The sequence below is a fragment of the Streptomyces sp. NPDC002784 genome, assembly GCF_053592135.1.
This window is the reverse complement of sequence record NZ_JBSFVD010000003.1, coordinates 540,640-567,215: the sequence shown is the minus strand read 5'-3', so window position 1 is coordinate 567,215 and position 26,576 is coordinate 540,640. Positions and strand designations below refer to the sequence as shown.

Here is a 26,576-nt window from a genome sequence, read left to right as displayed (position 1 = left end):
AAACGCCCGGTTACATTCCGAACCCGGAAGCTAAGCCTTACAGCGCCGATGGTACTGCAGGGGGGACCCTGTGGGAGAGTAGGACGCCGCCGAACTCCTTTTACAGCTCTGGCTCTTGGGCATCCGCCCAGGAGCCAGAGCTTTTTTGCGTTGAGGTAAGGTCAGGGAGCATCGTTCGCACGTTTCCCTCAGGAGGCCCCGGGTGGAGGTCCAGGAGACCCGTGTCCAGACGGACAGGGTCCTCACCATCCCCAACATCCTCAGCATGGCTCGGCTCGTTGGCGTGCCCGTGTTCCTGTGGCTGATCCTCTGGCCGGAGTTCGGCGGGCCGAAGAGCGATGGCTGGGCCCTGCTGGTGCTGATGCTGAGCGGGATCAGTGACTACCTGGACGGCAAGCTCGCGCGGCGCTGGAACCAGATCAGCAGCCTCGGCCGGCTCCTGGACCCCGCCGCGGACCGGCTCTACATCCTCTCGACTTTGGTCGGACTGACCTGGCGGGAGATTCTGCCGCTCTGGTTGACCGGTGTACTTCTGGCGCGAGAACTGCTGCTGCTGGTGATGGTGGGCATCCTCAGACGTCACGGCTATCCGCCGCCCCAGGTGAACTTCCTGGGCAAGGCGGCTACCTTCAACCTGATGTACGCCTTCCCGTTGCTCCTGCTCAGTGACGGAAGTGGGTGGCTCCCGTCACTTGCTGCTATTTTCGGATGGGCGTTCGCAGGATGGGGTACAACGCTCTATTGGTGGGCAGGAGTCCTCTACGTGGTACAGGTCCGCCGCCTTGTCCGTGCGGACACCATGGCCGATTGAACCTCGCCCATTGCCGGGCTCCAGCGGCTCGATGGCCCGCTGACGAAAAGTGCGGGACAATCTGGACGGGTGAAGTCGGCTAGACCGTCGTCTTAGAGGAGGACGCTTCCGACATGAAGGCCGTCGTGATGGCCGGAGGCGAAGGCACACGCCTTCGTCCCATGACCTCAAGCATGCCCAAGCCGCTCCTGCCGGTGGCCAACCGGCCGATCATGGAGCATGTGCTGCGGCTGCTCAAAAGGCATGGGTTGAACGAGACCGTCGTAACTGTCCAGTTCCTGGCCTCCTTGGTCAAGAACTACTTCGGTGACGGTGAAGAGCTCGGGATGGAGCTCACCTATGCCAATGAGGAGAAGCCACTCGGTACCGCCGGAAGCGTCAAGAACGCCGAAGAGGCGTTGAAGGACGACGCCTTCGTTGTGATCTCCGGCGATGCCCTGACCGACTTCGACCTCACCGACCTGATCCGTTTCCACAAGGAGAAGGGCGCGCTGGTCACCGTCTGCCTGACGCGGGTGCCGAATCCTCTTGAATTCGGAATCACCATCGTCGATGAGGAAGGCAAGGTCGAGCGTTTCCTCGAGAAGCCGACCTGGGGCCAGGTCTTCTCGGACACGGTGAACACCGGCATTTACGTCATGGAGCCCGAGGTCTTCGACTACGTCGAGGCCGATGTGCCCGTCGACTGGTCCGGCGATGTCTTCCCGCAGTTGATGAAGGAAGGCAAGCCGATCTACGGCTATATCGCGGAGGGCTACTGGGAGGACGTCGGCACCCACGAGAGCTATGTGAAGGCGCAGGCCGATGTCCTGGAGGGCAAGGTCGACGTCGAGCTCGACGGGTTCGAGATCTCCCCTGGCGTGTGGGTGGCCGAGGGCGCCGAGGTGCATCCCGACGCCGTTCTTCGTGGTCCTCTCTACATCGGGGACTACGCCAAGGTGGAAGCCGGCGCCGAGATCCGCGAGCACACCGTGGTCGGCTCCAACGTGGTCGTGAAGAGCGGCGCCTTCCTGCACAAGGCCGTCGTCCACGACAACGTGTATGTCGGGCAGCAGAGCAACCTTCGGGGATGTGTCGTCGGCAAGAACACCGACATCATGCGCGCCGCCCGGATCGAGGACGGCGCCGTCATCGGCGACGAGTGCCTGATCGGTGAAGAGTCGATCATTCAGGGCAATGTGCGGGTCTATCCGTTCAAGATCATTGAGGCCGGTGCGTTCGTCAACACCTCGGTGATCTGGGAGTCCCGGGGCCAGGCGCATCTGTTCGGTGCCCGTGGCGTGTCCGGAATCCTCAATGTGGAGATCACGCCGGAACTCGCCGTACGCCTCGCCGGTGCCTATGCGACGACCCTCAAGAAGGGGTCGACCGTCACCACGGCCCGCGACCACTCCCGTGGTGCTCGGGCGCTGAAGCGTGCGGTGATCTCCGCGCTGCAGGCGAGCGCCATCGACGTACGGGATCTGGAGAACGTACCGCTGCCCGTGGCGCGGCAGCAGACCGCTCGTGGCAGCGCCGGCGGGATCATGATCCGGACGACGCCCGGTGTGCCGGACTCCGTGGACATCATGTTCTTCGACAGCCAGGGCGCCGATCTGTCGCAAGGCAGTCAGCGCAAGCTGGACCGGGTGTTCGCGCGACAGGAGTACCGGCGGGCGTTCCCCGGTGAGATCGGGGATCTCCATTTCCCGGCCAGCGTGTTCGACTCGTACACCGGATCGCTGCTGCGGAACGTGGACACGACCGGGATCGCGGAGTCCGGGCTCAAGGTCGTCGTGGATGCCTCCAACGGCAGTGCCGGCCTGGTGCTGCCCAGCCTGCTCGGCAAGCTGGGTGTGGACGCGCTGACCATCAATCCCGGTCTCGATGAGTCCCGGCCGACCGAGACGGCGGACGCTCGTCGTTCCGGGCTGGTGCGGCTGGGGGAGATCGTCGCCTCCGCGCGGGCCGCGTTCGGGGTGAGGTTCGACCCGGTCGGTGAGCGGCTGTCGCTGGTCGACGAGAAGGGGCGGATCGTCGAGGACGACCGGGCGCTGCTCGTGATGCTCGACCTGGTGGCTGCCGAGCGGCGCAGTGGACGGGTGGCGCTGCCGGTGACCACCACGAGGATCGCCGAGCAGGTGGCGGCGTACCACGGGACGCAGGTGGACTGGACGACGACGTCGCCCGACGACCTGACGCGGGTCGGCCGGGACGAGACCACCATCTTCGGCGGTGACGGCAAGGGCGGGTTCATCGTCCCCGAGTTCAGCGGTGTCTTCGACGGCACGGCGGCCTTCGTACGGCTGATCGGGCTGGTAGCGCGGACGCAGCTCACCCTCAGCCAGATCGACGCGCGGATTCCGCGGGCGCACGTCCTCAAGCGGGATCTGGCGACTCCGTGGGCGGTCAAGGGACTCGTGATGCGACGGGTCGTGGAGGCTGCCGGTGACCGGTTCGTGGACACCACGGACGGTGTGCGGGTGGTGGAGACCGACGGGCGCTGGGTGATGGTTCTGCCCGACCCGGCCGAGGCCGTCACCCATCTGTGGGCGGAGGGTCCCGACGACGCGTCGGCCCAGGCCCTGCTCGACGAGTGGTCGGCCGTGGTGGACAGCGCCGGGCGCTGAAATCCCCAGCACGCGCGCGTGCCGGACAAGTGTCCCCAAGGGGGCCTGTCCGGCACGCCGGTGGGGCCATTCGGAGGTACTGGGCGCGACGTGCGACGATGTGCGGCATGCCGCAGCAGCCCCCCGTTCGGAGCACTCCTACGCGACCCTCGCGCCCGGACGCCTCCATGTCGCTGCTCACCAACGTCATGGATCACAGCCTCGATGACGGGTACGCCGAGGCGGCGGCCCGGAAGAAGGCGGCGGACGGCGGTCTGCCCAAGACCCTCAGGGCGAAGCTCGGACTCGCGGCCGGTCTGGTGCTGGCCGCCCTCGTCGTCACCGTCGGGGCGGCCCAGGCGCGGGTCGCGGCTCCTGTGGTGGCGAAGGAGCGCGAGGAGCTGATCGACCGGATCGATCAGGAGACCGAGGCCGCGGACAAGCTCGAGGACAGCGTCGACGAGCTGCGCGAAGAGGTGAGCGCGCGCCAGCGTGAGGCGCTGAAGGAGAGCGGCAGCGAGCAGGGGGAGCTCGTGGGCATCCTGTCCGGCGCCGTCGAGGTGCACGGACCCGGCGTGAAGCTGGTCGTCGACGACGCCCGGGAAGCCGGTGGGGGCGGTGACGGGGATCCGCGCGAGACCTCCGGGTTCTCCGACACCGGGCGGGTGCGCGACCGTGACATGCAGCGGGTGGTCAACGGGCTGTGGGAGTCGGGCGCCGAGGCGATCTCCATCAACGGGCAGCGGCTGACGGCGCTGTCGGCGATCAGGGCCGCGGGCGACGCCATACTGGTCGACAACAAGCCGCTGGTACCGCCGTACACCGTGCTCGCGGTGGGGGACGGGGAGCGGCTGAGCACCAGGTTCCAGGACAGTGCCGACGGGCTGTATCTGCATGCCCTGCAGGAGAACTTCGGCATCCGGACGGCCATCTCCGTGGAAGAGGACCTCCGGCTGCCGGCGGCACCCAGTGTGACCGTGCGAACAGCGCAGCCGAACACCGAGAAGAGCGAGAAGGGCACATCGTGATCGCCGTACTGGGCCTCGTCGTGGGAGTCGTGGCCGGCCTGCTGGTCCGGCCTGAGGTTCCGGCGGTCGTGGAGCCTTATCTGCCGATCGCCGTCGTGGCGGCGCTGGACGCCGTCTTCGGTGGCCTGCGGGCCATGCTCGACGGGATCTTCGACGACAAGGTCTTCGTGGTGTCCTTCCTGTCCAATGTGGTCGTCGCCGCGCTGATCGTGTTCCTCGGCGACAAGTTGGGCGTGGGGGCGCAGCTGTCCACCGGTGTCGTCGTGGTCCTCGGGATCCGCATCTTCTCCAATGCCGCGGCGATCCGCCGGCACGTGTTCCGGGCGTGAGACCGATGAGCAACCAGGACGAGGCGGCCGAGAACAGGCTGCGCAAGGAACTGCCCGACGAGGTCCCGTCCCAGGCGGCCGCGGTTGGCGCGCACGACCCGGAGACGCGGCCGGAGCTCACCGGACGGCAGCGGCTCGCCAAGGGGCTCTGGCCGCCGCGGGTCACCCGGGCCCAACTGATCGTCGCCCTGTTGCTGTTCGGCCTCGGCTTCGGCCTGGCCGTGCAGGTCGCCTCCAACAGCGACGGGGACGACGCCCTGCGCGGCGCACGCCAGGAGGATCTTGTCCGGATCCTCGATGAACTGGATGACCGCACACAGCGTCTTGAGGACGAGAAGCGGGGACTCGAGCAGCAGCGGGACGAGCTCGAGAACAGTTCGAACCAGGCCGAGGAGGCTCGTCGGCAGACGGTCGAGAAGGAGCGGCAACTCGGCATCCTGGCGGGCACGGTGGCGGCGCAAGGACCTGGCATCACGGTGGTCATCGACGACACGAAGGGGACGGTCGAGGCGGACATGCTGCTCGACGCCATTCAGGAGTTGCGTGCGGCCGGGGCGGAGGCGATCCAGGTGAACGGGGTACGCGTGGTGGCAGGGACCTATCTGACCGATTCGGGAAACTCCGTGAGCGTCGACGGGAACAAGATCAACGCGCCCTATCGTTTCAAGGTCATCGGCAAGCCGCAGGACCTCGAACCGGCGCTCAACATCCCTGGAGGCGTGGTGCAGACCCTCGAGAAGGAGCAGGCCGTCGTGACGGTCGAGCGGTCGGACAAGATCGTTGTGGACGCCTTGCGAGCCGCGGAGCAGCCTGACTACGCTCGGTCGTCCTCGCGGTGAATCGGGGGTGCATGGGGGACGTCCCGCGAGGGCATGAGGTTGCGGGGGGTCGGCGCACCGAATGGGTGGTGCGTGGTGGAAACTGTCTGGTGGATACGGACGTTGTGAGGATGTCCGGGTCGGCCGGAGTGTGCAGTCAGGGTTCGTCCTGCCCCACGGGCGGGTCTGTTTCAGTCAAGGGGAATCGCCCGTGAAGTTGTTTGCGAAGTTGTTCGGCAAGAGCGCGCGGCAGGGCAACGAAAACGCCACCGCCCGCCACCGCGCGCAGCCTGACGCAGAGGGCCAGCGGCCATTGTTCCGGGACCAGGTGGGTGGCCCGGGCGGGGACATTTCCGGAGGTCAGGGCGCGCCGTCTGTTGACCCTGCCCAGGCCGGAGGCATAGGTTTCGGGCAACCCTCAACCTCAGGTACGGGTGGAGGGTTCACCGCCGACCCGTATGCGTCCAATGCCCCGGCGGGGCAGCCGCGGCAGGAGGATCCGTCCATGTCGGCCCTGGTGTGCACGAGGTGCGGTAACCGCAACGCGGAGAACAGCCGCTTCTGTTCCAACTGCGGTGCTCCGCTGCGGGCGGGCGCGGTGCCCGAGCGTCCGTCCGAGACCACCTCCACGATCTCCATCTCCGGTCTCGAGGCCTACGACGCCGAGGCCACCGGCCAGACGCAGATGCCGGCGCTGTCCCCCGAGGCGCAGGCCGCCGTCGAGGCGCTGCCGCTCGGCTCCGCGCTCCTGGTGGTGCGCCGCGGGCCGAACTCGGGCAGCCGCTTCCTGCTGGACAGCGATCTGACCACGGCCGGCCGTCACCCGCAGAGCGACATCTTCCTGGACGACGTCACCGTCTCGCGTCGGCACGTGGAGTTCCGCCGGAGCCCGGACGGCTCGTTCACCGTGGCCGACGTGGGCAGCCTGAACGGCACGTACGTCAACCGCGAGCGGATCGACCAGGTCGCCCTGTCGAACGGTGACGAGGTGCAGATCGGCAAGTACCGGCTGGTCTTCTACGCGAGCCAGCGAGGCTACTGACCCTTCCCCGGAGAAGGTCCATGCTTCACACACCGAGCGGCGGTGCCGGACACGGCACCGCCGCCACGGACAGCGGGCTGATGAGCATCGGCACCGTGCTGAGCGTGCTGCGCGACGAGTTCCCCGAAGTCACCATCTCCAAGATCCGTTTCCTGGAGTCCGAGGGACTCGTCGAACCGCAGCGGACCCCTTCGGGATACCGCAAGTTCAGCGCCGACGACGTCGAGAGACTCGGCCATGTGCTGAGGATGCAGCGGGACCACTATCTGCCCCTGAAGGTGATCAGGGAGCACCTGGACGCCATGGAGCGCGGCGAGGCCGTCGCGCTGCCCACCGTGGGCCGACAGCGCGACGGAGAGGCGGGACCGGAGCTCTCCGAGGCTCCTACGGCGGCCCGGATCGGGCGGAGCGAGCTGCTGGCCGCCGCGGAGATCGGCGAGCGGGAGCTCGAGGAGTGGGAGTCGTACGGGCTGATCGCCCCGCTGCCGGACGGGGCGTACGACGCCGAGGCGGTCACCGTGGCCTCGCTCGTCGTCGAACTGGGGCGGTTCGGGATCGAGCCGCGGCATCTTCGGGCGATGAAGGCAGCCGCGGACCGGGAGGCCGGCCTCGTGGACCAGGTCGTGGCACCGCTCAGACGCCATCGCAACCCGCAGACCAGGGCCCATGCCGAGGCCCGTACGAAGGAGCTGGCGGGGCTCACGGTGAGGCTGCACGCGGCGCTCGTGCAGACCGCGCTCGGGGTACGGCTGCCCTGACCCGGAGGGCCTGGGCAGTCCGGATGGACCGCCCGTTTCCTGCCCGACTACCCAAACGTCCCGGGCACGGCCTAGGGTTGCTGTGTGAACGAGCTCGATGTCGTAGGTGTCCGGGTCGAAATGCCCTCCAACCAACCGATCGTGCTCCTGCGCGAAGTGGGAGGCGACCGTTACCTCCCCATCTGGATCGGGCCGGGGGAGGCCACGGCCATCGCCTTCGCCCAGCAGGGCATGGCTCCCGCACGACCGCTGACCCACGACCTGTTCAAGGACGTGCTGGAGGCCGTCGGCCAGGAGCTCACCGAAGTGCGCATCACGGACCTGCGTGAAGGCGTCTTCTACGCCGAGCTGGTGTTCGCCAGCGGCGTCGAGGTGAGCGCGCGTCCCTCCGACGCCATAGCACTGGCCCTGCGCACCGGAACGCCGATCTACGGCAGTGACGGCGTGCTGGACGACGCGGGGATCGCGATTCCGGACGAGCAGGAGGACGAGGTGGAGAAGTTCCGCGAGTTCCTCGACCAGATCTCGCCCGAGGATTTCGGCACGAGCAGCCAGTGAGACGGCCCGGGTCCCGGCAATTGCCAGCGGCGAGTGAGAGCGTCCTGCGGCCCGCTCCGAGCGCATTCGGCTAGCCTTTCCCCGCGGTGGGGTACGGGAAACCACTCCTAGGGTGATTATCACTCGGCGTGCCGAGTGTGGCGATCGTTGACGCACCCCTGGTGACTGCCTACCGTCGAGAAGGCAGGTCAAGGACGGAGGTCGGCGTGAGAAGCAGCGGCGACGGTACGGCTGGGGGTGCCCCCGGACGCGGTCTCGGGGAGAGCGGTCCGTACCCTCCCCCGAGCTCACGACTCCGCTCCGGCGGGGGATACCCCCAGCCGGGTGGTGCGGCCGACCGCGCCCCGCAGCGACCGACGGCGGCCGTGCCGAGCGGCGGAGGGGCGACGTCCATGACGTGCGAGCAGATCGGCTACCGGGGCCCGACGGCCTGCGCGGCGGCCGGCATCACCTATCGGCAGCTGGACTACTGGGCTCGTACGGGGCTCGTCGAGCCGAGCGTGCGGCCCGCACACGGGTCGGGGACGCAGCGTCTGTACAGCTTCCGGGACGTCGTCGTCCTGAAGATCGTCAAGCGGTTCCTCGACACCGGTGTCTCGCTCCAGAACATCCGTACCGCGGTGCAGCATCTGCGGGAGCGGGGCTTTCGTGACCTGGAGCGCATGACGCTGATGAGCGACGGCGCCACGGTCTACGAGTGCACCTCGCCCGACGAGGTCCACGCGTTGCTCCAGGGCGGGCAGGGAGTCTTCGGGATCGCCGTCGGTGTGGTGTGGCGGGACGTGGAGAGCGCGCTGTCGCAGCTGCATGGGGAGCGTATCGACACCGGGGAGACGCTGGTCGGCCCCAACCCGGCGGACGAGCTGGCGCGGCGGCGGAACCGGGCGGTCTGAGGACGGCTCCGCCGCGTGGGCGGTGCGGGGCGGCGTGGAGGCCGCTCGGGGGCATTGTCAGTGGCGTAGGGCAGCATCGGACATGTGAGAAACACGCCCACGATCCTGCATCTCGACATGGATGCCTTCTTCGCCTCGGCGGAGCAGGCGTCCAAGCCGAGTCTGCGCGGAAAGGCGGTCATCGTGGGCGGGCTGGGGCCGCGTGGTGTGGTGGCCACCGCGTCCTACGAGGCCCGGGTCTTCGGGGTGCATTCGGCGATGCCGATGGCGCAGGCCCGGCGGCTCGCGCCGAACGCCGCGTATCTCGTGCCGCGGTTCGGGTTCTACCGGTCGATCAGTGAGCAGGTGATGGCGCTGCTGCGGGCGCTGTCGCCGCTGGTGGAGCCGTTGAGTCTGGACGAGGCGTTCGTCGATCTGGAGGCCGGGGGAGCGGCCTGGGACGAGGCGTCGGCGCGGCTGGCGGGGGCGAAGCTGCGGGCGGACATACGGGCGGTCACCGGGCTGACCGGGTCCGTGGGGCTCGCCGCGTGCAAGATGCTCGCGAAGATCGCGTCCGAGCAGGCCAAACCGGACGGTCTGGTGGTGATCGAGCCGGGGAGCGAGCGGGCGATGCTGGGGCCGATGCCGGTGCGGACCCTGCCGGGGGTGGGGCCGGCCACTGGGGATCATCTGCGGCGGGCCGGGATCCACACGGTCGAGGAGCTGGCCGAGGCGGGCGAGGACGAGCTCGTGCGGATGCTGGGGAAGGCGCACGGGCATGCGTTGTACGCCATGGCGCTGGCGCGGGACGAGCGGCCGGTGGTGGCTGAGCGGGAGACGAAGTCGGTATCCGTGGAGGACACGTACGACGTGGACATCCATGACCGGGTGCGGGTGGGGCTGGAGGTGCAGCGGCTCGCGGATCGGTGTGTGCGGCGGTTGCGGGAGGCGGGGTTGTCCGGGCGGACCATCGTGCTGAAGGTGCGGCGGTACGACTTCTCCACGCTGACTCGGTCCGAGACGTTGCGGGGGCCCACGGATGATCCGGCGGTCGTGCGGGAGGCCGCGGGGCGGTTGCTGGAGTCGGTGGACACGACGGGGGGTGTGCGGTTGCTGGGGGTGGGGGTCAGTGGGCTGGCCGACTACACGCAGGAGGATCTGTTCGCGCAGGCCGCGGGGGAGCGGGGTGCGGAGGATGTGGGGGAGGACGGGGCCGGCGGGGCCGGCGGGGTCGGCGGGGCTGGGGTTGTGGGGGCGGTTGCGGAGGTGGGGGCGGCTGTCGAGCGGCGGTGGGCTGCTGGGCATGACGTCCGGCATGCGGAGTTCGGGCATGGGTGGGTGCAGGGGAGTGGGGTGGGGCGGGTGACTGTGCGGTTCGAGACGCCGGAGTCCGGGCCGGGGCGGGTGCGGACGTTTCGGGTCGATGATCCTGAGCTTGTTCCTGCGGAGCCGTTGCCGTTGGTGCCGCGGCGGCCTGGGGTTGCTGTGGATGAGATGCGGGCGTGAGGGGGCGGGGTTGGTGGGGGGGGGCACTCGCCCGCGTTGGCGGGGTGCCGCTGCGCCCACCCGTGCCGCCCCAGCGGCACGACTGCCCGCAGCGGCGGCGGGCTGGGGCGGGGGCGGGGTGGCCGCGGGCCGGGGGTTGTGCGGGCGGTGGGCTGTTAGGGCTGCGGGCAACAGGTTGAGGGCTGGGCGGCTGTGCGGCAACGGGGCGCGTGGGCTGTGGGTTACACGGCATGCGAATTGCAGCTACGGGCACGCGGCCACGCAACTAGGGGGCCGAGGGACGCGGCCGCTCCGCTGCGGGCGTGCCGCAGGCACTGGGCGGCGGGGCGCGGCCAACCAGCTGCGGGGGGCGGAGGGAGGCGGAGGCTTAGCTCCTGGGGCTGCGAGGGGGTGCCCGGTTGCGGGTTGTGGGGTTGTCGGGTGGGCGGTTGCGTCGGTGAGAGGGGGGTGGCTGTAGGGGCTTAGGTGTCTGCTTCTTCTGTGCCTGCCAACTTGCCGAAGTCGTGGTCGGGGGGTGTGGGGGAGGTCAGGTCCAGGCCGTAGTGGTGGTAGAGCTGGAGTTCCTGTTCCGGGGAGAGGTGGCGGCCTACTCCGAAGTCGGGGGCGTCCTTGATCAGGGAGCGGTCGAAGGGGACGCGGAGGGTGCCGTCCACCAGTTCGCTGGGCTCCAGGGGGACGAAGGCGTCCCTGCTGAACAGGCCCGTTCGTATGGCTGCCCACTCCGGTACGCCGGTGGCATCGTCGAGGTAGACCTCGTCGATGGTGCCGAGCTTCGTACCGTTGCGGTCGAACGCCTTGCGGCCGATCAGGTTGCGCGGATCGATGTCGGTCTGCACGTGCCCTCCACTTGGTCGCAACTCATCCGTAAGCACTACGAAAGAGCACATTCGGGCGCGCGGCCACTCGAACGCCTGGCCGTTGACCTCGCTGGTAGGCTGACAGCGGCTGCTGACCCCGTGCGGGAGAGTCCTCCGGACACCATCCGGAGGCGCCGAAGGAGCAAATCCTCCCCGGAATCTCTCAGGCCCACGTACCGCACGGACGAGGTCACTCTGGAAAGCAGAGCGGGTGTCGACGGCTTCCGCTCTCACCGACGGTGAAAGCCGGGCGCCCTCGTGCCCCCGGTGAAGCTCTCAGGTTGAGATGACAGAGGGGGAGGCCGTCCGGGTACCCGTGCCGTGGTGCCCCTCGAAGGTCGTGTCGACCAGGAGGCCTCCGCAATGACCGCCTACCGCATTCCGCTCTCCGAGCTCGAACAAGGGATCCCCTTCGAGCAGCGTCACATCGGTCCTGATCATGAGGCTCGGGCCAAGATGCTCGCCCAGGTCGGCTACGGCTCGCTGGACGAGCTGACCGCCGCCGCGGTGCCGGACGTGATCAAGAACGCCGACGCCCTCGACCTGCCGGGCGCGCGGAGCGAGGCCGAGGTGCTCGCCGAGCTGCGGAGCCTTGCGGACCGCAACCAGGTGCTCGACTCCATGATCGGGCTCGGTTACTACGGCACCTTCACGCCGCCGGTCATCCTGCGCAACGTGATGGAGAACCCGGCCTGGTACACGGCCTACACGCCGTACCAGCCGGAGATCTCGCAGGGCCGCCTGGAGGCCCTGCTGAACTTCCAGACGATGGTCGCCGAGCTCACCGGGCTGCCCACCTCCGGCGCCTCGCTGCTCGACGAGGGCACGGCCGCCGCCGAGGCCATGGCGCTGTCCCGGCGCATGGGCAAGAACAAGAAGGGCCTGTTCCTCATCGACGCGGACGCCCTTCCGCAGACCATCGCCGTGATCCAGACGCGGGCCGAGCCCACGGGCGTCGAGGTGGTCGTCGCCGACCTGAGCGAGGGCATTCCGGCCGACATCGCCGCGCGCGAGATCAACGGCGTGCTCATCCAGTACCCCGGCGCCTCCGGTGCCGTACGGGACATCAAGCCCGTCATCGAGCAGGCCCATGAACTCGGGGCGCTGGTCACCGTGGCCGCCGATCTGCTCGCGCTGACGCTGCTGACCTCCCCCGGCGAGCTGGGCGCGGACATCGCGATCGGCACCACGCAGCGCTTCGGTGTGCCGATGGGCTTCGGCGGTCCGCACGCCGGTTACATGGCCGTGCACGAGAAGTTCGCGCGCAGCCTGCCCGGGCGGCTGGTCGGGGTGTCCGTGGACGCCGACGGCAACAAGGCCTACCGGCTCGCGCTCCAGACGCGTGAGCAGCACATCCGCCGGGAGAAGGCGACCAGCAACATCTGTACGGCGCAGGTGCTGCTCGCCGTCATGGCCGGCATGTACGCCGTCTATCACGGGCCCGAGGGGCTGAAGAGCATCGCCCGGCGGGTCCACCGGTACACCTCGATCCTGGCCGCGGGGCTCACCGCCGGCGGAGTCGAGGTCGTGCACGGCTCCTACTTCGACACGCTCACCGTGCGGGTGCCCGGTCGGGCCGCCGAGGTCGTCGCGGCCGCGCGGGACAACGGCGTGAACCTCTGGCCGGTCGACGCCGACCACGTCTCCCTCGCCTGCGACGAGACCACCGGCCGGGCCCAGCTCGCCGCGGTGTGGAGCGCCTTCGGGGTGGACGGGGACGTCGAGGCGCTGGACGCGCGGGCCGAGGACGCGCTGCCCGAGGCGCAGCTGCGCGGGGACGAGTTCCTGGCCCACCCGGTCTTCCACCAGTACCGCTCCGAGACCGCGATGCTGCGCTACCTGCGCCGCCTCGCCGACCGTGACTACGCGCTCGACCGCGGCATGATCCCGCTGGGCTCCTGCACGATGAAGCTCAACGCGACGACCGAGATGGAGCCGGTCACCTGGCCGGAGTTCGGCCAGCTGCACCCCTTCGCCCCCGCCGAGCAGGCGCAGGGCTACCTCACGCTCATCCAGGAGCTGGAGGAACGTCTCGCCGAGGTCACCGGGTACGACAAGGTCAGCCTCCAGCCGAACGCCGGCTCGCAGGGTGAGCTGGCCGGTCTGCTCGCCGTCCGCGGCTACCACCGGGCCAACGGCGACGAGCAGCGCACCGTCTGCCTCATCCCGTCCTCCGCACACGGCACCAACGCCGCCAGCGCCGTGATGGCGGGCATGAAGGTCGTCGTCGTCCGGACCGCCGAGGACGGCGAGATCGACGTCGAGGACCTGCGGGCGAAGATCGAGCAGTACCGTGACGAGCTGTCGGTGCTGATGATCACGTACCCCTCGACGCACGGCGTCTTCGAGGAGCACGTGGCCGACATCTGTGCGCAGGTGCACGAGGCGGGCGGGCAGGTCTACGTCGACGGCGCCAACCTCAACGCGCTGGTGGGCCTGGCCAAGCCGGGTCACTTCGGCGGTGACGTCTCGCATCTGAACCTGCACAAGACCTTCTGCATCCCGCACGGCGGCGGTGGCCCGGGCGTCGGCCCGGTGGGTGTGCGGGCGCACCTGGCGCCGTACCTGCCGAACCACCCGATGCAGCCGAGCGCCGGGCCCGAGACCGGTGTCGGGCCGATCTCGGCGGCGCCGTGGGGCTCCGCGGGGATCCTGCCGATCTCGTGGTCGTACGTCCGGCTCATGGGCGGCGAGGGCCTGAAGCGGGCTACGCAGGTCGCGGTGCTCAGCGCGAACTACATCGCCAAGCGCCTCGAGCCGCACTACCCCGTGCTGTACACCGGCCCGGGCGGGCTCGTCGCGCACGAGTGCATCATCGATCTGCGGCCGCTCACCAAGGCGACCGGTGTGAGCGTCGACGACGTCGCGAAGCGGCTCATCGACTACGGCTTCCACGCGCCGACGATGTCCTTCCCGGTGGCCGGCACGCTGATGATCGAGCCGACCGAGTCCGAGGACCTCATCGAGCTGGACCGGTTCTGCGAGGCGATGATCGCCATTCGCGGGGAGATCGAGAAGGTCGGCTCCGGCGAGTGGGCCGCGGACGACAACCCGCTGCGGAACGCTCCGCACACCGCCGCCGCGCTGGGCGGGGACTGGGAGCACGCGTACAGCCGCGAGGAGGCCGTGTTCCCGGACGGGGTCTCGGCCGCGGACAAGTACTGGCCGCCGGTGCGCCGTATCGACCAGGCCTTCGGCGACCGGAACCTCGTGTGCTCGTGCCCGCCGATGGACGCGTACGAGGGCTGATCCGGCGCAGGCGAGGGGCTCCGCCCGGGCTGTACGGCTCGGGGGAGCCCTTCGCTGTGCCTAGGCCGGGTAGGCGTGGGTCTGCGTCGCCTTGACCGTGGCCCAGACCGGGGCGCCCGGGTGCAGGTCCAGCTCCGCCGCGGCGACCGTGGTGAGGTCGGCGGCGAGGGGGAGTTCGCCGGTGAGGTCGGCGCGGATCTGGTCGCCGTGGGTTTCCAGCCCCTCCACCTGACAGTGCCAGAGGTTGCGGGCGCTGGCGCCGGTGGGGCGGTCGCGGAACAGGGTGACGGCGCCCGGGGGGAACGCGACGAAGACCGGGCCGGTGAGGTCCTCCGTGGTGGTGATGACGGGACCCGCGTCCAGCCGGACCGTGTGGCCCGCCGCCGTGCCCTTGTAGAGGTTCAGGCCCACCAGCTGGGCGATGTAGTCCGTGCGGGGGTGGCGGGCGATGTCCGAGGGGGTGCCCTCCTGGACGATCCGGCCCTGCTCGATGACCACCAGGCGGTCCGCCAGGACCATGGCGTCCAGGGGGTCGTGGGTGACCAGGACCGCCACCGCCGCGAACTCGGCGAGATGCCGGCGCAGCTGGGCCCGGACCTCCAGGCGGGTGCGGGCGTCCAGGGCCGCCAGGGGCTCGTCGAGGAGCAGGAGGCGCGGGTTCGTGGCGAGGGCCCGGGCCAGCGCGACGCGTTGGGCCTGGCCGCCGGAGAGGTGGCGGGGTCTGGCGTGCGCGTGGTCGGCGAGGCCCATGCGGTCCAGCCAGGTCCGCGCCCGGGCGCGGGACTCGGCCTTGGTGGCGCCTTGGCAGCGGGGGCCGAAGGCGACGTTGTCGAGGGCGGTGAGGTGGGGGAAGAGGAGGTAGTCCTGGAAGACGACGCCGACGGGGCGGTGCTCGGGGGGCGTGCGGTCCAGGGGGGTGCCGTCGAGGCGCAGGTGGCCGGCGGTCAGGGGGACCAGGCCGGCGAGGGCCCGCAGGGCGGTGGTCTTGCCCGCGCCGTTGGGGCCGAGCAGGGCCACGACGTCGCCGGGGGCGGCGGTGAGCTCGATGTCCAGGTGGAAGGTGTCCCGGTCGACGATCAGGTGGGTGTCCAGGCCCGGGCGGGTGTCGGTCATGGGGTCGCCATCCATCGGTCCCGTAGTGCTGCCAGCACCGTGATGGACACCGCGAGGAGCACCAGGCTCAGGGCGATGGCGGCTGCCGGGTCGGACTGGAGGGCCAGGTAGACCGAGAGGGGCATGGTCTGGGTGCGGCCCGGGAAGTTGCCCGCGAAGGTGATGGTGGCGCCGAACTCGCCCAGTGCGCGCGCCCAGGCGAGGACCGCTCCGGCCGCGATGCCCGGGGCGATCAGCGGCAGCGTCACCCTGCGGAACGCCGTGAAGCGGGACGCGCCCAAGGTCATGGCCGCCTCCTCGTAGCGGGGATCCGCCGCCCGGAGCGTGCCCTCGACGCTGATGACGAGGAACGGCATCGCCACGAAGGTCTCCGCCACCACCACGCCCGCGGTCGTGAAGGGGAGCGTGACGCCGAACCAGCTGTCCAGCCACTGGCCCACCACGCCGTTGCGGCCCAGCGCCAGGAGCAGCGCCACACCGCCCACCACCGGGGGCAGGACCAGCGGCAGGGTCACCAGGGCGCGGACCAGGCCACGGCCGGGGAAGTCGGTCCTGGCCAGCAGCCAGGCCAGCGGGACGCCCAGGAACAGGCTCAGGGCGGTGGCCGCCGTCGCGCAGAGCAGGGACAGGCGCAGGGCGTCCCACACCTCGGGGCTGGTCAGCTGGTCCGGCAGGGTGCTCCACGGGGTCCGGACCAGCAGGGCGATCAGCGGGACGACCAGGAACGCCAGACCCAGCAGCGCGGGGAGCAGCAGCGGCAGCGGCACCAGGCGGCGCCGCGGGCGCCCGGGGCCGCCTTTCGAGGGCGCGGCGGGGTGCGTCACGGCTTCAGGAACCCGGCCTCGGTCAGGACCCTCCGGCCCTCGGCGGACCGCACCAGGGCCATGAACGCCTTGGCCGTGTCCGGATTCGGCGCGTCCTCGAGGAGGGCGATCGGGTAGTCGTTGACGGCGTCGGCGGCCTCGGGGAAGTCCACGCCGTCCACCTTGTCACCCGCCGCCTGCACATCCGTCCGGTACACGACGGCGGCGTCGGCCTCCTTGAGTTCCACCTTGGTCAGGGCGCCCTTGACGTCCTGCTCGTAGGAGACGGGCGTGACCTCCAGCCCCGCCGTCGTCAGCGCCTTGTCCGCCGCTGCGCCGCAGGGCACGGTCCTGTCGCACAGGACGACCTTCAGGCCGGGCTCGGTGAGGTCCTTCAGGGAGGAGATCGCGTCCGGGTTGCCCGGCAGGGTGGCGATCTCCAGCCGGTTGCGGGCGAACGTGGCCGGCGTGCCCGCCACGTCCTTCGCGGCCGTCACGATCTCCATGGTCTGCGGGCTGGCCGCGGCGAACACGTCCGCGGGGGCGCCGCCCGTGATGTTCGCCGCGAGGGTGTCGCTGCCGCCGAAGCTGAAGGTGACCTCGGTGCCGGGGTGCTCCTTCTCGAACGTCTCGCCGAGCTGGGTGAAGCTCTCCTGGAGGGAGGCGGCGGCGAAGACGGTGACCGTGCCGGAGAGCCTGGACGAGCCCGAGGAGCCGGACGCCTCGGAGGAGGACCCGGACGAGGAGGAGCAGGCGCTCAGCAGGAGCAGTACGGCGGCTCCCGCGCCGGCCGCCTGCACGGTCCTGCGGGTCCGGCGGGCGTAAGGGGTCTTCACGGGTCCACTCCCTCGGTCTCCGGGGGAAGGAAGCCGCCGGGACTCATCGTCGGCTTCCCCCTCGCATACGCCGATCATACTTACGCAGATGCGAGGGGGAAGTCTGCTGGCTCTTTGTATGAGCGAGGGGGAAGCGGGATGGAGGTTCGTATGTGCGAGACGGGGGAGGGGCTCAGGTGCGGTCGATGTGTACGTTTGTCGACTTCACCCGGGCCGTGGCCTCCATGCCGACCTCCAGGCCCAGCTCCTCCACGGCCTCCCGGGTGAGCAGGGAGACCAGCCGGTGCGGGCCGGCCTGGATCTCCACCTGGGCGGCCACGTCACCGAGTTTGATCGCGGTGACGATGCCGGGGAAGGCGTTGCGGGCCGAGGTGTAGGGGGCCTCCTCGTCGGGCGCGGCCGTCCTGGCGAGCTCCACCGAGAACTCGGCCAGGTCCCGGCCGTCGATGAGCCGTCGGCCGCTGTCGTCGCGATGGGTCGCCATCCGGCCCGCGTCCGCCCAGCGGCGGGCGGTGTCCGGGCTGACTCCGAGAAGTCGTGCGGCCTGGCCGATCGTGTAGGACTGCATGCCGGTCACGATAGGGCGTCGACCTCGGCTTTCGGCCGTCGGCGTAAGAGAACCGTCAAGGACGGTCGGTGATCCGTATGGGAGCCGTCAACGGCGGTCGGATGCGGTCAGGGGAGAGGTTCGCTCTACCCGTCCCTGTTTTCACACCGCATCTCAACTCCAGGAGCTCACGATGGCCGATCTGGCCTTCGTCGTCACCACGGTCGCGGTCTTCGCGCTGGTGGCACTCGTCGCCAAGGGGGTGACCAGGCTGTGACCGCCGAGAACATCGTCGGCCTCGTCGTGGCCGTGGCCCTGCTGGGCTATCTCGTCCTCGCCCTGATCTTCCCCGAGAGGTTCTGAGCGCTGATGGGTCCCGTACTCGCCGGCGTGCTTCAGCTGCTGGCACTGGCAGGGGCGCTCGCCCTCGTCCACATCCCCCTCGGCAACCACCTGGCCCGGGTCTACTCCTGCGACCGTCACTGGCGCGTCGAGAAGTGGATCTACCGGGGGATCGGAGCCGACCCCGACACCCGGATGCGCTGGCCCGCCTATCTGCGCGCCCTGCTGGCCTTCTCGCTCGTCGGAGTCCTCTTCCTGTACGCCCTCCAGCGGCTCCAGGGCGTGCTGCCCGGCTCGCTGGGGTTCGCGTCGATCGACCCGGACCAGGCGTTCAACACCGCCGTGTCCTTCGTGACCAACACCAACTGGCAGTCCTACGCCGGTGAACAGGCCATGGGCCATGTCGTGCAGACCGCCGGTCTCGCCGTGCAGAACTTCGTCTCCGCCGCGGTCGGCATGGCCGTCGCGGTCGCGCTGATACGCGGGTTCGCGCGGTCGCGTACCGGTGAACTCGGCAACTTCTGGGCCGACTTGGTGCGGGGCGTCGTACGCGTGCTGGTGCCGCTGGCTGTCGTCGCGGCGGTGGTGCTCGCCGGCTGCGGGGTCATCCAGAACTTCTCCGGCATCCATGAGGTCGGGCAGTTCACGGGCGGCTCGCGGGAGTGGAACGGGGGTGCCGTCGCCTCGCAGGAGGCCATCAAGGTGCTGGGCACCAACGGCGGTGGTTATTTCAACGCCAACTCCGCGCATCCGTTTGAGAATCCGACGCCGTTGTCGAACCTCTTCGAGATCTTCCTGATGCTTCTCATCCCGTTCTCCCTGACCCGGACGTTCGGGGTCATGACCGGCTCGGTCCGGCAGGGGTACGCCGTCCTCGCCGCCATGGGCGTCATCTGGCTCGGCTTCGTCACGCTGATGATGTGGGCCGAATTCGCCCACCACGGCCCGGCGTTCGAGATCGCCGGCGGGGCGTACGAGGGCAAGGAGGTCCGCTTCGGGGTCGGCGCCTCCTCGATCTTCGCCACGTCGACGACGCTCACCTCGACCGGTGCGGTGAACTCCTTCCACTCCTCCTTCACCGGCCTCGGCGGCGGCATCGCCCTGCTCGGCATGATGCTGGGCGAGATCGCGCCCGGGGGTGCCGGATCCGGCCTCTACGGCATGCTGATCATGGCGATCATCGCGGTGTTCCTCGCCGGTCTGATGGTCGGCCGTACGCCCGAGTACCTCGGCAAGAAGATCGGCACCCGCGAGATCAAGGCGGCGGCCTGCTTCATCCTCGTCACCCCGGCCCTGGTGCTGGTCTGCACCGCCGCGGCGATGGCACTGCCCACTCCGCCCCACTCGATGACCAACGGCGGGGCCCACGGATTCACCGAGATCCTCTACGCCTACACGTCCGCCGCCAACAACAACGGCTCGGCCTTCGCCGGGCTGAACGCGGACACGCAGTGGTTCAACAGCACCCTCGGCCTGTGCATGCTGCTCGGCCGTTTCCTGCCCATGGTGTTCGTGCTGGCGCTGGCCGGCTCGCTCGCCGAGCAGCGGCCGGTGCCGGTCACCGCGGGCACCCTGCGCACCGAGAAACCGCTGTTCACCGGCGTGCTGGTGGGCGCCATCCTGATCATCACCGGTCTGACCTACTTCCCGGCCCTGGCGCTGGGACCGCTCGCCGAGGGGTTGGCGGCATGACCATCGACGTAACGCGTCCCGAGGACGCCATGTCCACCACCGCCCCGGCACGGGCCCCGCACACCGTCGGCGCGGGTCTGTTCGCGCCCCGGCAGATGCTGCGGTCGCTGCCGGACGCCTTCCGCAAGCTCGATCCGCGGGTGATGATCAAGTCTCCCGTGATGTTCGTGGTGCTGGCCGGCTCGGTGCTGACGACCGGGTTCTCCTTCGCGGATCCCGGAGACTGGTTCGGCTGGACGATCAGCGTCTGGCTGTGGCTGACGGTCCTCTTCGCGAACCTCGCGGAGGCCGTGGCCGAAGGACGCGGCAAGGCGCAGGCGGACACCCTGCGCAAGGCCAGGACCGGCACGGTGGCCCGCAAGGCCGACGGGACCGTGGTCGCCGGGACCGAGCTGCGGGTCGGCGATCTGGTCGTCTGCGAGGCGGGCGATGTCATCCCCGGCGACGGGGACGTCGTCGAGGGCGTGGCCAGTGTCGACGAGTCGGCGATCACCGGTGAGTCGGCGCCGGTCATCCGCGAGTCGGGCGGGGACCGCTCGGCCGTCACCGGGGGTACCAAGGTGCTCTCCGACCGGATCGTCGTGAAGATCACGACCAAGCCGGGGGAGACCTTCGTCGACCGGATGATCAACCTGGTCGAGGGCGCCGCGCGGCAGAAGACGCCGAACGAGATCGCGCTGAACATCCTGCTGGCGTCCCTGACGATCGTGTTCCTGCTCGCCTGCGCCACCCTGCCGCCGTTCGCCGGTCATGCGGGCGCCCACCTGACGATGGTCGTGCTGGTGGCGCTGCTGGTCTGTCTGATCCCTACCACCATCGGCGCGCTGCTCTCCGCGATCGGCATCGCGGGCATGGACCGGCTGGTGCAGCGCAATGTGCTCGCCACGTCGGGCCGTGCGGTCGAGGCCGCGGGTGATGTCTCCACGCTGCTGCTCGACAAGACCGGCACCATCACGCTCGGCAACCGGCAGGCGGCGGAGTTCGTGCCGGTGCGCGGGGTGACCGCCGCCGAACTCGCCGAGGCCGCCCAGCTGTCGTCGCTGGCGGACGAGACGCCCGAGGGCCGTTCCGTCGTCGTCCTGGCCAAGGAGCGGTTCGGGCTGCGTGAGCGGCGCGAGGGCGAGCCGGCGCAGGCCCGCTGGATCCCCTTCACCGCCCAGACCCGGATGTCGGGTGTGGATGTCGCCGGGCGCAAGGTCCGCAAGGGCGCCGCCGGTTCGGTGCTGGCCTGGGTGGCCGAGCAGGGCGGCCAGGTCGCCGAGGACGCCAGGGAGCTGGCCGAGCTGATCGCCGCGGCGGGCGGTACGCCCCTGCTGGTCGCGGTGGAGGATGCCGGCGGGGCCCGGGTGCTCGGTGTCATCCACCTCAAGGACGTCGTCAAGGAGGGCATGCGCGAGCGGTTCGGGGAACTGCGCCGGATGGGCATCAGGACCGTCATGATCACCGGGGACAACCCGCTCACCGCCAAGGCCATCGCGGAGGAGGCCGGCGTCGACGACTTCCTCGCGGAGGCCACCCCCGAGGACAAGATGGCGCTGATCAAGCGGGAGCAGGCCGGCGGAAGGCTGGTCGCGATGACGGGCGACGGCACGAACGACGCCCCGGCGCTCGCCCAGGCGGACGTCGGCGTGGCGATGAACACGGGGACGTCGGCCGCCAAGGAGGCCGGCAACATGGTCGACCTCGACTCGGATCCGACGAAGCTGATCGAGATCGTGGAGATCGGCAAGCAGTTGCTGATCACTCGTGGAGCGCTGACCACGTTCTCCATAGCCAACGATGTCGCGAAGTACTTCGCGATCATCCCGGCGCTGTTCGCGGCCGTCCATCCGGGCCTGGACAGGCTGAACATCATGGGCCTGTCCTCGCCGGACTCGGCGATCCTGTCCGCGGTCGTCTTCAACGCGCTGATCATCGTCGCCCTGGTGCCGCTCGCGCTGCGCGGAGTGCGGTACCGGCCGATGAGCGCGGACCGGATGCTCCGCCGCAACCTCGCGGTCTACGGACTCGGCGGACTGATCGCGCCCTTCGTCGGCATCAAGCTCATCGATCTGATCATCTCGCTGATCCCCGGGATCGGGTGAAGGACCATGAACAACTCCGTGCTGAACACCGGCCGTTTGCTGGGCGCGGCGCTTCGGGCGCTGCTCGTGTTGACCGTGTTCACAGGCGTGCTGTATCCGCTCTCCGTCACAGGTGTGGCGCAGGCGCTCTTCCCCACCGAGGCGAACGGCTCGGAGGTGAAGGCGGACGGCCGGGTCGTCGGCTCCGCCCTGATCGGACAACAGGGCTACAGCCTGGACTGGTTCCAGCCCCGCCCCGCCAACGGACTGGGTGAGAACTCGGTCAACACCCAGTACCGGCTGACCCTCTCCGGCGCTACCAACCGCTCGGCCGACAATCCAGAGCTCATCAAGTGGGTCAAGGAGGCGAAGGCCAAGGTCGTCGAGGAGAACTCGACCGCCGGCCACCGGGTCAGGCTCTCCGACGTACCCCCCGACGCCGTCACCTCCTCCGGCTCAGGGCTCGACCCGGACATCTCCCCGGCGTACGCCGGACTCCAGGTCCACCGGGTCGCCGAGCGCAACCACCTCTCCGTCGCCCGCGTCGAGCGGCTCGTCGCCGACCACACCGAGGGCCGCACCCTCGGCTTCCTCGGCGAACCCCGCGTGAACGTGCTCGCACTCAACATCGCGCTCAAGGAGTTGATCGACGGCCGCTGACCGCCAGGGGCTCGCGGGGCTTCTTGTCCGCCCCCGCGGGCCCCCTTACAGTCCGCTCCGTAAGGTTCGCCACCCAGACCGAATGTTTCGCTCGGTCTCCGGAAGGACTGACGCATGCGGACGTACGACAACCCCGTCCTCGCCGGCTTCCACCCCGACCCCAGTGTGTGCCGGGTCGGCGAGGACTACTACCTGGTCTGCTCCAGCTTCGAGTACTTCCCCGCGCTGCCGCTCTTCCACAGCCGCGACCTGGTCGACTGGCGGCAGATCGGCCATGTCCTCGACCGGCCCGAGCAGTTCGAGGTGCCGCACGACCTGCGCGCCTCCGACGGCATCTACGCACCCACGATCCGCCATCACCGGGGCCGCTTCCACGTCATCACCACCAACGTCGGCGCGGGGGGCAATTTCCTCGTCACCGCCGACCACCCCGAGGGCCCCTGGTCGGACCCGGTGTGGATCGACCTGCCCGGGATCGACCCCGACCTCGCCTGGGACGAGGACGGCACGTGCTGGAGCGCCGTCGCCGGGGTGGGTCTCGCGCGCATCGACCCCGTGGCCGGGACGGTGCTCGAAGGGCCGCTCCCCGTCTGGTCCGGCACGGGCATGGCGGACCCCGAGGGGCCGCACCTGTACCGCGTCGGCGCGTGGTGGTACCTGATGGTCGCCGAGGGCGGCACCGCGGACGGGCACAGCGTGTCGATCGCCCGGGCGCGCACACCCCGGGGGCCCTTCGAACCGGCCCCGCACAACCCCGTGGTGAGCAACCGCAGCACCGGGCTGCCCATCCAGTGCACCGGCCACGCGGACCTCGTCCAGGCGGCCGACGGCCGGTGGTGGATGGTGCTGCTCGGGACGCGTCCGCGCGGCTCCTTCCCGAAGTTCCACGTCCTCGGCCGGGAGACCTTCCTGGCCCCGGTGGAGTGGGTGGACGGCTGGCCGTACGTCGGCACGGTACGCGAGCGGTACGAAGCTCCGGCCGCCCTGCACCCCTTCCCGCCCGAGCCCGCCCGGGACGACTTCGACGCGCCCGTCCTCGCCCCGCACTTCATCTCCCCGCGCCACCGCCCCGAGGGGTCGACGGCCGAGCGCCCGGGATGGCTCACCCTGCACGCCACCGGCGACAGCCTCGACCGGCCGGGCCACACCTTCGTCGGCCGTCGCCAGCAGCACCACGACTGCCGGGTGGCCACCCGGCTGGACGGTGGACCGGGGAGCCGCGCGGGCCTGTCCGTCCGCATGGACGAGGCGCACCACTACGACCTGGAGGCGCACGACGGCACGGTCAGCGTGCTGGCCCGGATCGGCCCGCTGCGCCAGTGCGTCGGCCGACTCCCCGTGCCCGCGGGGCCCGTGACCCTGGCCGTGGAGTTCCGGACGACCGACGCGCCGCCGCCCGCGGAGGGCGTCCGCCCCGCCGCTCCCGACACGATCGCCTTCTCGGTCGAAAGCCCTGAGGGCGCTGTCACGGTGGCCGAGCTCGACGGGCGCTACCTCTCCACCCAGGTCGCGGGCGGCTTCACCGGACGGGTCATCGGCATGTACGTCACCGCGGGCAGCGCGGCCTTCGACTGGTTCGAGTACCGGAAACGGGGCCCCGAGCCCCGCTGAACCCGGCTGTCTCACGACCGAGGGCGCGTCACAGTCGGATTCCCCGTGCACGAGGGGTTGCCACCCATCAAGCGCTGTCTCTAGGGTGCGGCAGCAGCGAAGCTTTCTGGATTCACAGCGAAACTTTCGAAATTCCTGGTGGGCGGAGTGACATGCCGTCCCGGATCTCAAGGAGCGCATGATGGGCGACCCGGCACTGTCCCGCCGCGGCTTCCTGGCGGCCTCCGCCGCAGCCGGTCTGAGCATGACGGCACTGAGCGGCTGCGGCGGCGACTCGGACGGAGGGTCGTCCGACGGCACGACCACGGTCGAGTGGTGGAACATCTCCACCACCCAGCCCACGAAGGACGTATGGGCAGGTCTCGCGCGGAAGTTCGAGGCCCAGAACCCCAAGGTGAAGATAAAGATCGTCCAGCTGGAGAACGACGCCTACAAGTCGAAGATGACGGCGCTGACCGCCTCCGGGAAGCTTCCGGACATCTTCCACACCTGGGGCGGGGGCGTACTGCGGCAGCAGATCGACGCCGGTCTCGTCGAGGACCTCACGGACCGCACCAAGGAGTGGGCCGAAGGGCTGGTGCCGGTCGCCAAGGAGCCGTACCTGGTCGACGGGAAGCTGTACGGCATTCCCTTCGACATCGGCATGATCGGCTTCTGGTACAACAAGGCGCTGTTCAAGAAGGCGGGCATCAGCGCACCTCCCGCCACCTGGAGCGCCTTCCTGGAGGCGGTCGGCAAGCTGAAGTCCGCCGGTGTCACCCCGCTCGCCCTCGCGGGCAAGGAGACCTGGACCGGCATGTACTACTGGGCGTACCTGGCCATGCGCACCGCCGGTGCCGAGGCTCTGCAGAAGGCCAACGACGACAAGGACTTCACCGCCCCGGGCCTCGTCCAGGCCGGCGAACACCTCAAGGAACTCGTCGAACTGCAGCCGTTCCAGAAGGGCTTCCTCGGCGCCTCCTACTCCGGGCCCACCGGACAGGCGGCCACCGTCGGCAACGGCAAGGCGGCCATGGAGCTCATGGGCCAGTGGGCGCCCGTCGTGCAGGCGGACGCCGGGAAGGGCCTCGGGGACGACCTCGGCTTCTTCCCCTTCCCCACGGTCGAGGGCGGACAGGGCGCGATCACCGAGGTGTTCGGCGGGGGCGGCGGCCACGCCCTGCGCAGCGGCGCCCCGCAGGCGGCGGTGGACTTCCTGAAGTTCTTCGCCTCGGAGGCGACCGACCGGGAGCTGGTCAAGAAGACCGGCGTGCTGCCCGTCGTACCGGCCGCCGCGAGCGCCATCACCGACCCCAACATCAAGGCCGTACAGCAGGAGTTGACGGCCGCGACCGGGTTCCAGCTCTACCTCGACCAGGCGTACGCGCCCGCCCTCGGCCAGGAGGTCAACGACAGCGTCGGGGCGCTGATCGCCGGGTCCAAGTCGCCCGAGCAGGTCACCGACTCGATCACCAAGGTCGCGAAGGAAGAGCAGTAAGCGCCGATGACCTTCACCTCGCTCAAGGACGAACGGAGCGGTCTCGACCTCCCGCCCCCGCCCGCCCCCGCGGGCCGGGGGCGGGCCAGGCGCCGGACGCTGAACTGGTTCACCGCGGTCTCCTTCCAGGTGCCCGCCCTCGCCCTGTTCGGCGTCCTGGTCCTGCTGCCGATCCTGTTCGCGCTGTACGCCGCGTTCTTCCGGTGGGGCGGCTTCGGCATGCCCTCCGACTACATCGGCGTCGACAACTTCACCCGGCTCTTCGCGGACCCGGTCTTCCTCGGCGACCTGTGGCGCTGCCTCGTCCTGGTCGTGCTCTCGCTGGTGCTCCAGCTGCCGTTCGCGCTCGCCATGGCCGTCGCGCTCAACCAGCGCATGCGCGGCCGGGCCGTGTACCGGATGCTGTTCTTCGCGCCGTACGTGCTCTCCGAGGCCATCACCGGTGTGCTGTTCAGCATGATCTTCGCGCCGGGCGAGGGGCTCGCCGACGAGATCCTCGACGGGGTGGGCCTCGAAGGGCTGGGCGGTGAGTGGTTCGCCGACCCCGACATGGTGATGGCCACCCTGTTCCTGGTCATGACCTGGAAGTACTTCGGCTTCCACATGATGCTCTACCTGGCCGGACTCCAGTCCATCCCCAAGGAACTGCACGAGGCGGCGCTGATCGACGGCGCCGGGCCCTGGCAGCGGTTCCGCAGTGTGACCCTGCCGCTGCTCGCGCCCACCCTCCGGATCAGCGTCTTCCTGTCCGTCATCGGGGCGATCCAGCTCTTCGACCTGGTCTGGGTGGTCACCGCGGGCGGCCCCGACCATCACTCCGAGACCATGGCCGTGACCATGTTCCAGTTCGGCTTCAAGCGCTACCAGGTCGGCTACGCCAGCGCGATCAGCGTGGTCATGTTCGGCATCAGCCTCGTCTTCGCCCTCGCCTACCAGCGGTTCGTGCTCCGCCGGGACCTGGAGGGCGCGACCACCACCATGCGGGGAGGCGGCACGTGACCGTCCGTTCCACCAAG

Annotated in this window: 23 protein-coding genes, 1 rRNA gene and 1 riboswitch; of the genes, 19 read left to right on the top strand and 5 right to left on the bottom strand. The window is 69.9% G+C overall.

The features are described 5' to 3' along the window. The 11 genes from rrf to ACWD1Z_RS09835 form a co-directional block, all read left to right on the top strand. A 5S ribosomal RNA gene (gene rrf, locus ACWD1Z_RS09885) occupies positions 1-95 on the top strand; the annotation flags it as partial. Between the two features lie 107 nt (positions 96-202). Next, on the top strand, positions 203-811 hold the full coding sequence (locus ACWD1Z_RS09880) for a CDP-alcohol phosphatidyltransferase family protein (RefSeq protein ID WP_389417491.1): 609 nt from the start codon (positions 203-205) through the stop codon (positions 809-811). A 113-nt stretch (positions 812-924) separates the two neighbouring features. After that, complete coding sequence (locus tag ACWD1Z_RS09875; protein ID WP_389417492.1) at positions 925-3,420, top strand: sugar phosphate nucleotidyltransferase; 2,496 nt, start codon at positions 925-927, stop codon at positions 3,418-3,420. A gap of 98 nt (positions 3,421-3,518) precedes the next feature. Further along, positions 3,519-4,427 carry a DUF881 domain-containing protein gene (locus ACWD1Z_RS09870; protein ID WP_451117118.1) on the top strand — a complete coding sequence of 303 codons (909 nt, stop codon included), beginning with the start codon at positions 3,519-3,521 and terminating at the stop codon, positions 4,425-4,427. Further along, complete coding sequence (locus ACWD1Z_RS09865) at positions 4,424-4,756, top strand: small basic family protein (RefSeq protein ID WP_003988855.1); 333 nt, start codon at positions 4,424-4,426, stop codon at positions 4,754-4,756. Before ACWD1Z_RS09870 ends, ACWD1Z_RS09865 begins: the two co-directional genes overlap by 4 nt. 5 nt (positions 4,757-4,761) lie before the next feature. Continuing rightward, a complete protein-coding gene (locus ACWD1Z_RS09860) occupies positions 4,762-5,595 on the top strand; it encodes a DUF881 domain-containing protein (RefSeq protein WP_451117116.1) in 834 nt (277 codons plus the stop codon). Between the two features lie 61 nt (positions 5,596-5,656). Further along, entirely contained in the window at positions 5,657-6,616 is a 960-nt protein-coding gene (locus ACWD1Z_RS09855; protein WP_451117114.1) for an FHA domain-containing protein, read from the top strand. Between the two features lie 20 nt (positions 6,617-6,636). Beyond that, positions 6,637-7,374: a transcriptional regulator FtsR gene (ftsR, locus tag ACWD1Z_RS09850; protein WP_451117112.1), complete on the top strand. Its 738-nt coding sequence runs from the start codon at positions 6,637-6,639 to the stop codon at positions 7,372-7,374. Between the two features lie 84 nt (positions 7,375-7,458). Then, positions 7,459-7,932: a bifunctional nuclease family protein gene (locus ACWD1Z_RS09845; protein ID WP_004002801.1), complete on the top strand. Its 474-nt coding sequence runs from the start codon at positions 7,459-7,461 to the stop codon at positions 7,930-7,932. A gap of 206 nt (positions 7,933-8,138) precedes the next feature. After that, the gene (locus ACWD1Z_RS09840) at positions 8,139-8,825 is read left to right on the top strand and encodes a MerR family transcriptional regulator (RefSeq protein WP_451117111.1); all 687 of its coding nucleotides are present in this window, start codon (positions 8,139-8,141) and stop codon (positions 8,823-8,825) included. 84 nt (positions 8,826-8,909) lie between these two features. Then, positions 8,910-10,310, top strand: coding sequence for a DNA polymerase IV (locus ACWD1Z_RS09835; protein ID WP_451117110.1), 1,401 nt, complete (start codon positions 8,910-8,912; stop codon positions 10,308-10,310). 461 nt (positions 10,311-10,771) lie between these two features. Here the strand turns inward: ACWD1Z_RS09835 and ACWD1Z_RS09830 are convergent, their stop codons facing one another. Beyond that, a complete protein-coding gene (locus ACWD1Z_RS09830; RefSeq protein ID WP_451117108.1) occupies positions 10,772-11,146 on the bottom strand; it encodes a PRC-barrel domain-containing protein in 375 nt (124 codons plus the stop codon). Positions 11,147-11,259: 113 nt separating this feature from the next. Then, positions 11,260-11,356, top strand: a riboswitch (glycine riboswitch). Between the two features lie 174 nt (positions 11,357-11,530). Between ACWD1Z_RS09830 and gcvP the strand changes: the two genes are divergently transcribed. Continuing rightward, complete coding sequence (gene gcvP, locus ACWD1Z_RS09825) at positions 11,531-14,416, top strand: aminomethyl-transferring glycine dehydrogenase (protein WP_451117106.1); 2,886 nt, start codon at positions 11,531-11,533, stop codon at positions 14,414-14,416. 60 nt (positions 14,417-14,476) lie between these two features. Here gcvP and ACWD1Z_RS09820 read toward each other — a convergent pair whose 3' ends face one another. From ACWD1Z_RS09820 to ACWD1Z_RS09805, 4 genes are all read right to left on the bottom strand, one after another. Further along, the gene (locus ACWD1Z_RS09820; protein WP_451117104.1) at positions 14,477-15,529 is read right to left on the bottom strand and encodes an ABC transporter ATP-binding protein; all 1,053 of its coding nucleotides are present in this window, start codon (positions 15,527-15,529) and stop codon (positions 14,477-14,479) included. Further along, positions 15,526-16,353 carry an ABC transporter permease gene (locus tag ACWD1Z_RS09815; protein WP_451117103.1) on the bottom strand — a complete coding sequence of 276 codons (828 nt, stop codon included), beginning with the start codon at positions 16,351-16,353 and terminating at the stop codon, positions 15,526-15,528. The genes ACWD1Z_RS09820 and ACWD1Z_RS09815 overlap by 4 nt, the downstream gene beginning before the upstream one ends. Continuing rightward, entirely contained in the window at positions 16,350-17,168 is an 819-nt protein-coding gene (modA, locus tag ACWD1Z_RS09810; RefSeq protein ID WP_451117101.1) for a molybdate ABC transporter substrate-binding protein, read from the bottom strand. The genes ACWD1Z_RS09815 and modA overlap by 4 nt, the downstream gene beginning before the upstream one ends. A 172-nt stretch (positions 17,169-17,340) precedes the next feature. Continuing rightward, positions 17,341-17,736, bottom strand: coding sequence for a TOBE domain-containing protein (locus ACWD1Z_RS09805; protein ID WP_451117099.1), 396 nt, complete (start codon positions 17,734-17,736; stop codon positions 17,341-17,343). A gap of 252 nt (positions 17,737-17,988) precedes the next feature. On the opposite strand from ACWD1Z_RS09805, the gene kdpF reads away from it, so the two are divergent. The 7 genes from kdpF to ACWD1Z_RS09770 all read left to right on the top strand — a co-directional run bounded on the left by kdpF (position 17,989) and on the right by ACWD1Z_RS09770 (position 26,559). Further along, a complete protein-coding gene (gene kdpF, locus ACWD1Z_RS09800; RefSeq protein WP_016434100.1) occupies positions 17,989-18,078 on the top strand; it encodes a K(+)-transporting ATPase subunit F in 90 nt (29 codons plus the stop codon). Positions 18,079-18,084: 6 nt separating this feature from the next. Continuing rightward, positions 18,085-19,749 (top strand): potassium-transporting ATPase subunit KdpA, encoded by a 1,665-nt coding sequence (gene kdpA / locus ACWD1Z_RS09795; protein ID WP_451117097.1) that lies wholly within the window; start codon positions 18,085-18,087, stop codon positions 19,747-19,749. Beyond that, the gene (gene kdpB / locus ACWD1Z_RS09790) at positions 19,746-21,833 is read left to right on the top strand and encodes a potassium-transporting ATPase subunit KdpB (protein ID WP_451117096.1); all 2,088 of its coding nucleotides are present in this window, start codon (positions 19,746-19,748) and stop codon (positions 21,831-21,833) included. Before kdpA ends, kdpB begins: the two co-directional genes overlap by 4 nt. A 6-nt stretch (positions 21,834-21,839) precedes the next feature. Continuing rightward, entirely contained in the window at positions 21,840-22,472 is a 633-nt protein-coding gene (locus ACWD1Z_RS09785; RefSeq protein WP_451117094.1) for a potassium-transporting ATPase subunit C, read from the top strand. A 114-nt stretch (positions 22,473-22,586) separates the two neighbouring features. Then, positions 22,587-24,083 (top strand): glycoside hydrolase family 43 protein, encoded by a 1,497-nt coding sequence (locus ACWD1Z_RS09780; protein WP_451117092.1) that lies wholly within the window; start codon positions 22,587-22,589, stop codon positions 24,081-24,083. A 181-nt stretch (positions 24,084-24,264) separates the two neighbouring features. Further along, the gene (locus tag ACWD1Z_RS09775) at positions 24,265-25,560 is read left to right on the top strand and encodes an extracellular solute-binding protein (RefSeq protein ID WP_451117090.1); all 1,296 of its coding nucleotides are present in this window, start codon (positions 24,265-24,267) and stop codon (positions 25,558-25,560) included. A 6-nt stretch (positions 25,561-25,566) separates the two neighbouring features. Further along, positions 25,567-26,559 carry a carbohydrate ABC transporter permease gene (locus ACWD1Z_RS09770; protein WP_451117089.1) on the top strand — a complete coding sequence of 331 codons (993 nt, stop codon included), beginning with the start codon at positions 25,567-25,569 and terminating at the stop codon, positions 26,557-26,559. Positions 26,560-26,576: the final 17 nt, after the last annotated feature.

Coding starts and splice junctions, on each gene's coding strand:
- ACWD1Z_RS09875 (WP_389417492.1), top strand. CDS start 925: ATGAAGGCCGTCGTGATGGCCGGAGGCGAAGGCACACGCCTTCGTCCC.
- ACWD1Z_RS09870 (WP_451117118.1), top strand. CDS start 3,519: ATGTGCGGCATGCCGCAGCAGCCCCCCGTTCGGAGCACTCCTACGCGA.
- ACWD1Z_RS09860 (WP_451117116.1), top strand. CDS start 4,762: ATGAGCAACCAGGACGAGGCGGCCGAGAACAGGCTGCGCAAGGAACTG.
- ACWD1Z_RS09855 (WP_451117114.1), top strand. CDS start 5,657: ATGGGTGGTGCGTGGTGGAAACTGTCTGGTGGATACGGACGTTGTGAG.
- ftsR (WP_451117112.1), top strand. CDS start 6,637: ATGCTTCACACACCGAGCGGCGGTGCCGGACACGGCACCGCCGCCACG.
- gcvP (WP_451117106.1), top strand. CDS start 11,531: ATGACCGCCTACCGCATTCCGCTCTCCGAGCTCGAACAAGGGATCCCC.
- ACWD1Z_RS09820 (WP_451117104.1), bottom strand. CDS start 15,529: ATGACCGACACCCGCCCGGGCCTGGACACCCACCTGATCGTCGACCGG.
- ACWD1Z_RS09805 (WP_451117099.1), bottom strand. CDS start 17,736: ATGCAGTCCTACACGATCGGCCAGGCCGCACGACTTCTCGGAGTCAGC.
- kdpA (WP_451117097.1), top strand. CDS start 18,085: ATGGGTCCCGTACTCGCCGGCGTGCTTCAGCTGCTGGCACTGGCAGGG.
- kdpB (WP_451117096.1), top strand. CDS start 19,746: ATGACCATCGACGTAACGCGTCCCGAGGACGCCATGTCCACCACCGCC.
- ACWD1Z_RS09785 (WP_451117094.1), top strand. CDS start 21,840: ATGAACAACTCCGTGCTGAACACCGGCCGTTTGCTGGGCGCGGCGCTT.
- ACWD1Z_RS09780 (WP_451117092.1), top strand. CDS start 22,587: ATGCGGACGTACGACAACCCCGTCCTCGCCGGCTTCCACCCCGACCCC.
- ACWD1Z_RS09775 (WP_451117090.1), top strand. CDS start 24,265: ATGGGCGACCCGGCACTGTCCCGCCGCGGCTTCCTGGCGGCCTCCGCC.
- ACWD1Z_RS09770 (WP_451117089.1), top strand. CDS start 25,567: ATGACCTTCACCTCGCTCAAGGACGAACGGAGCGGTCTCGACCTCCCG.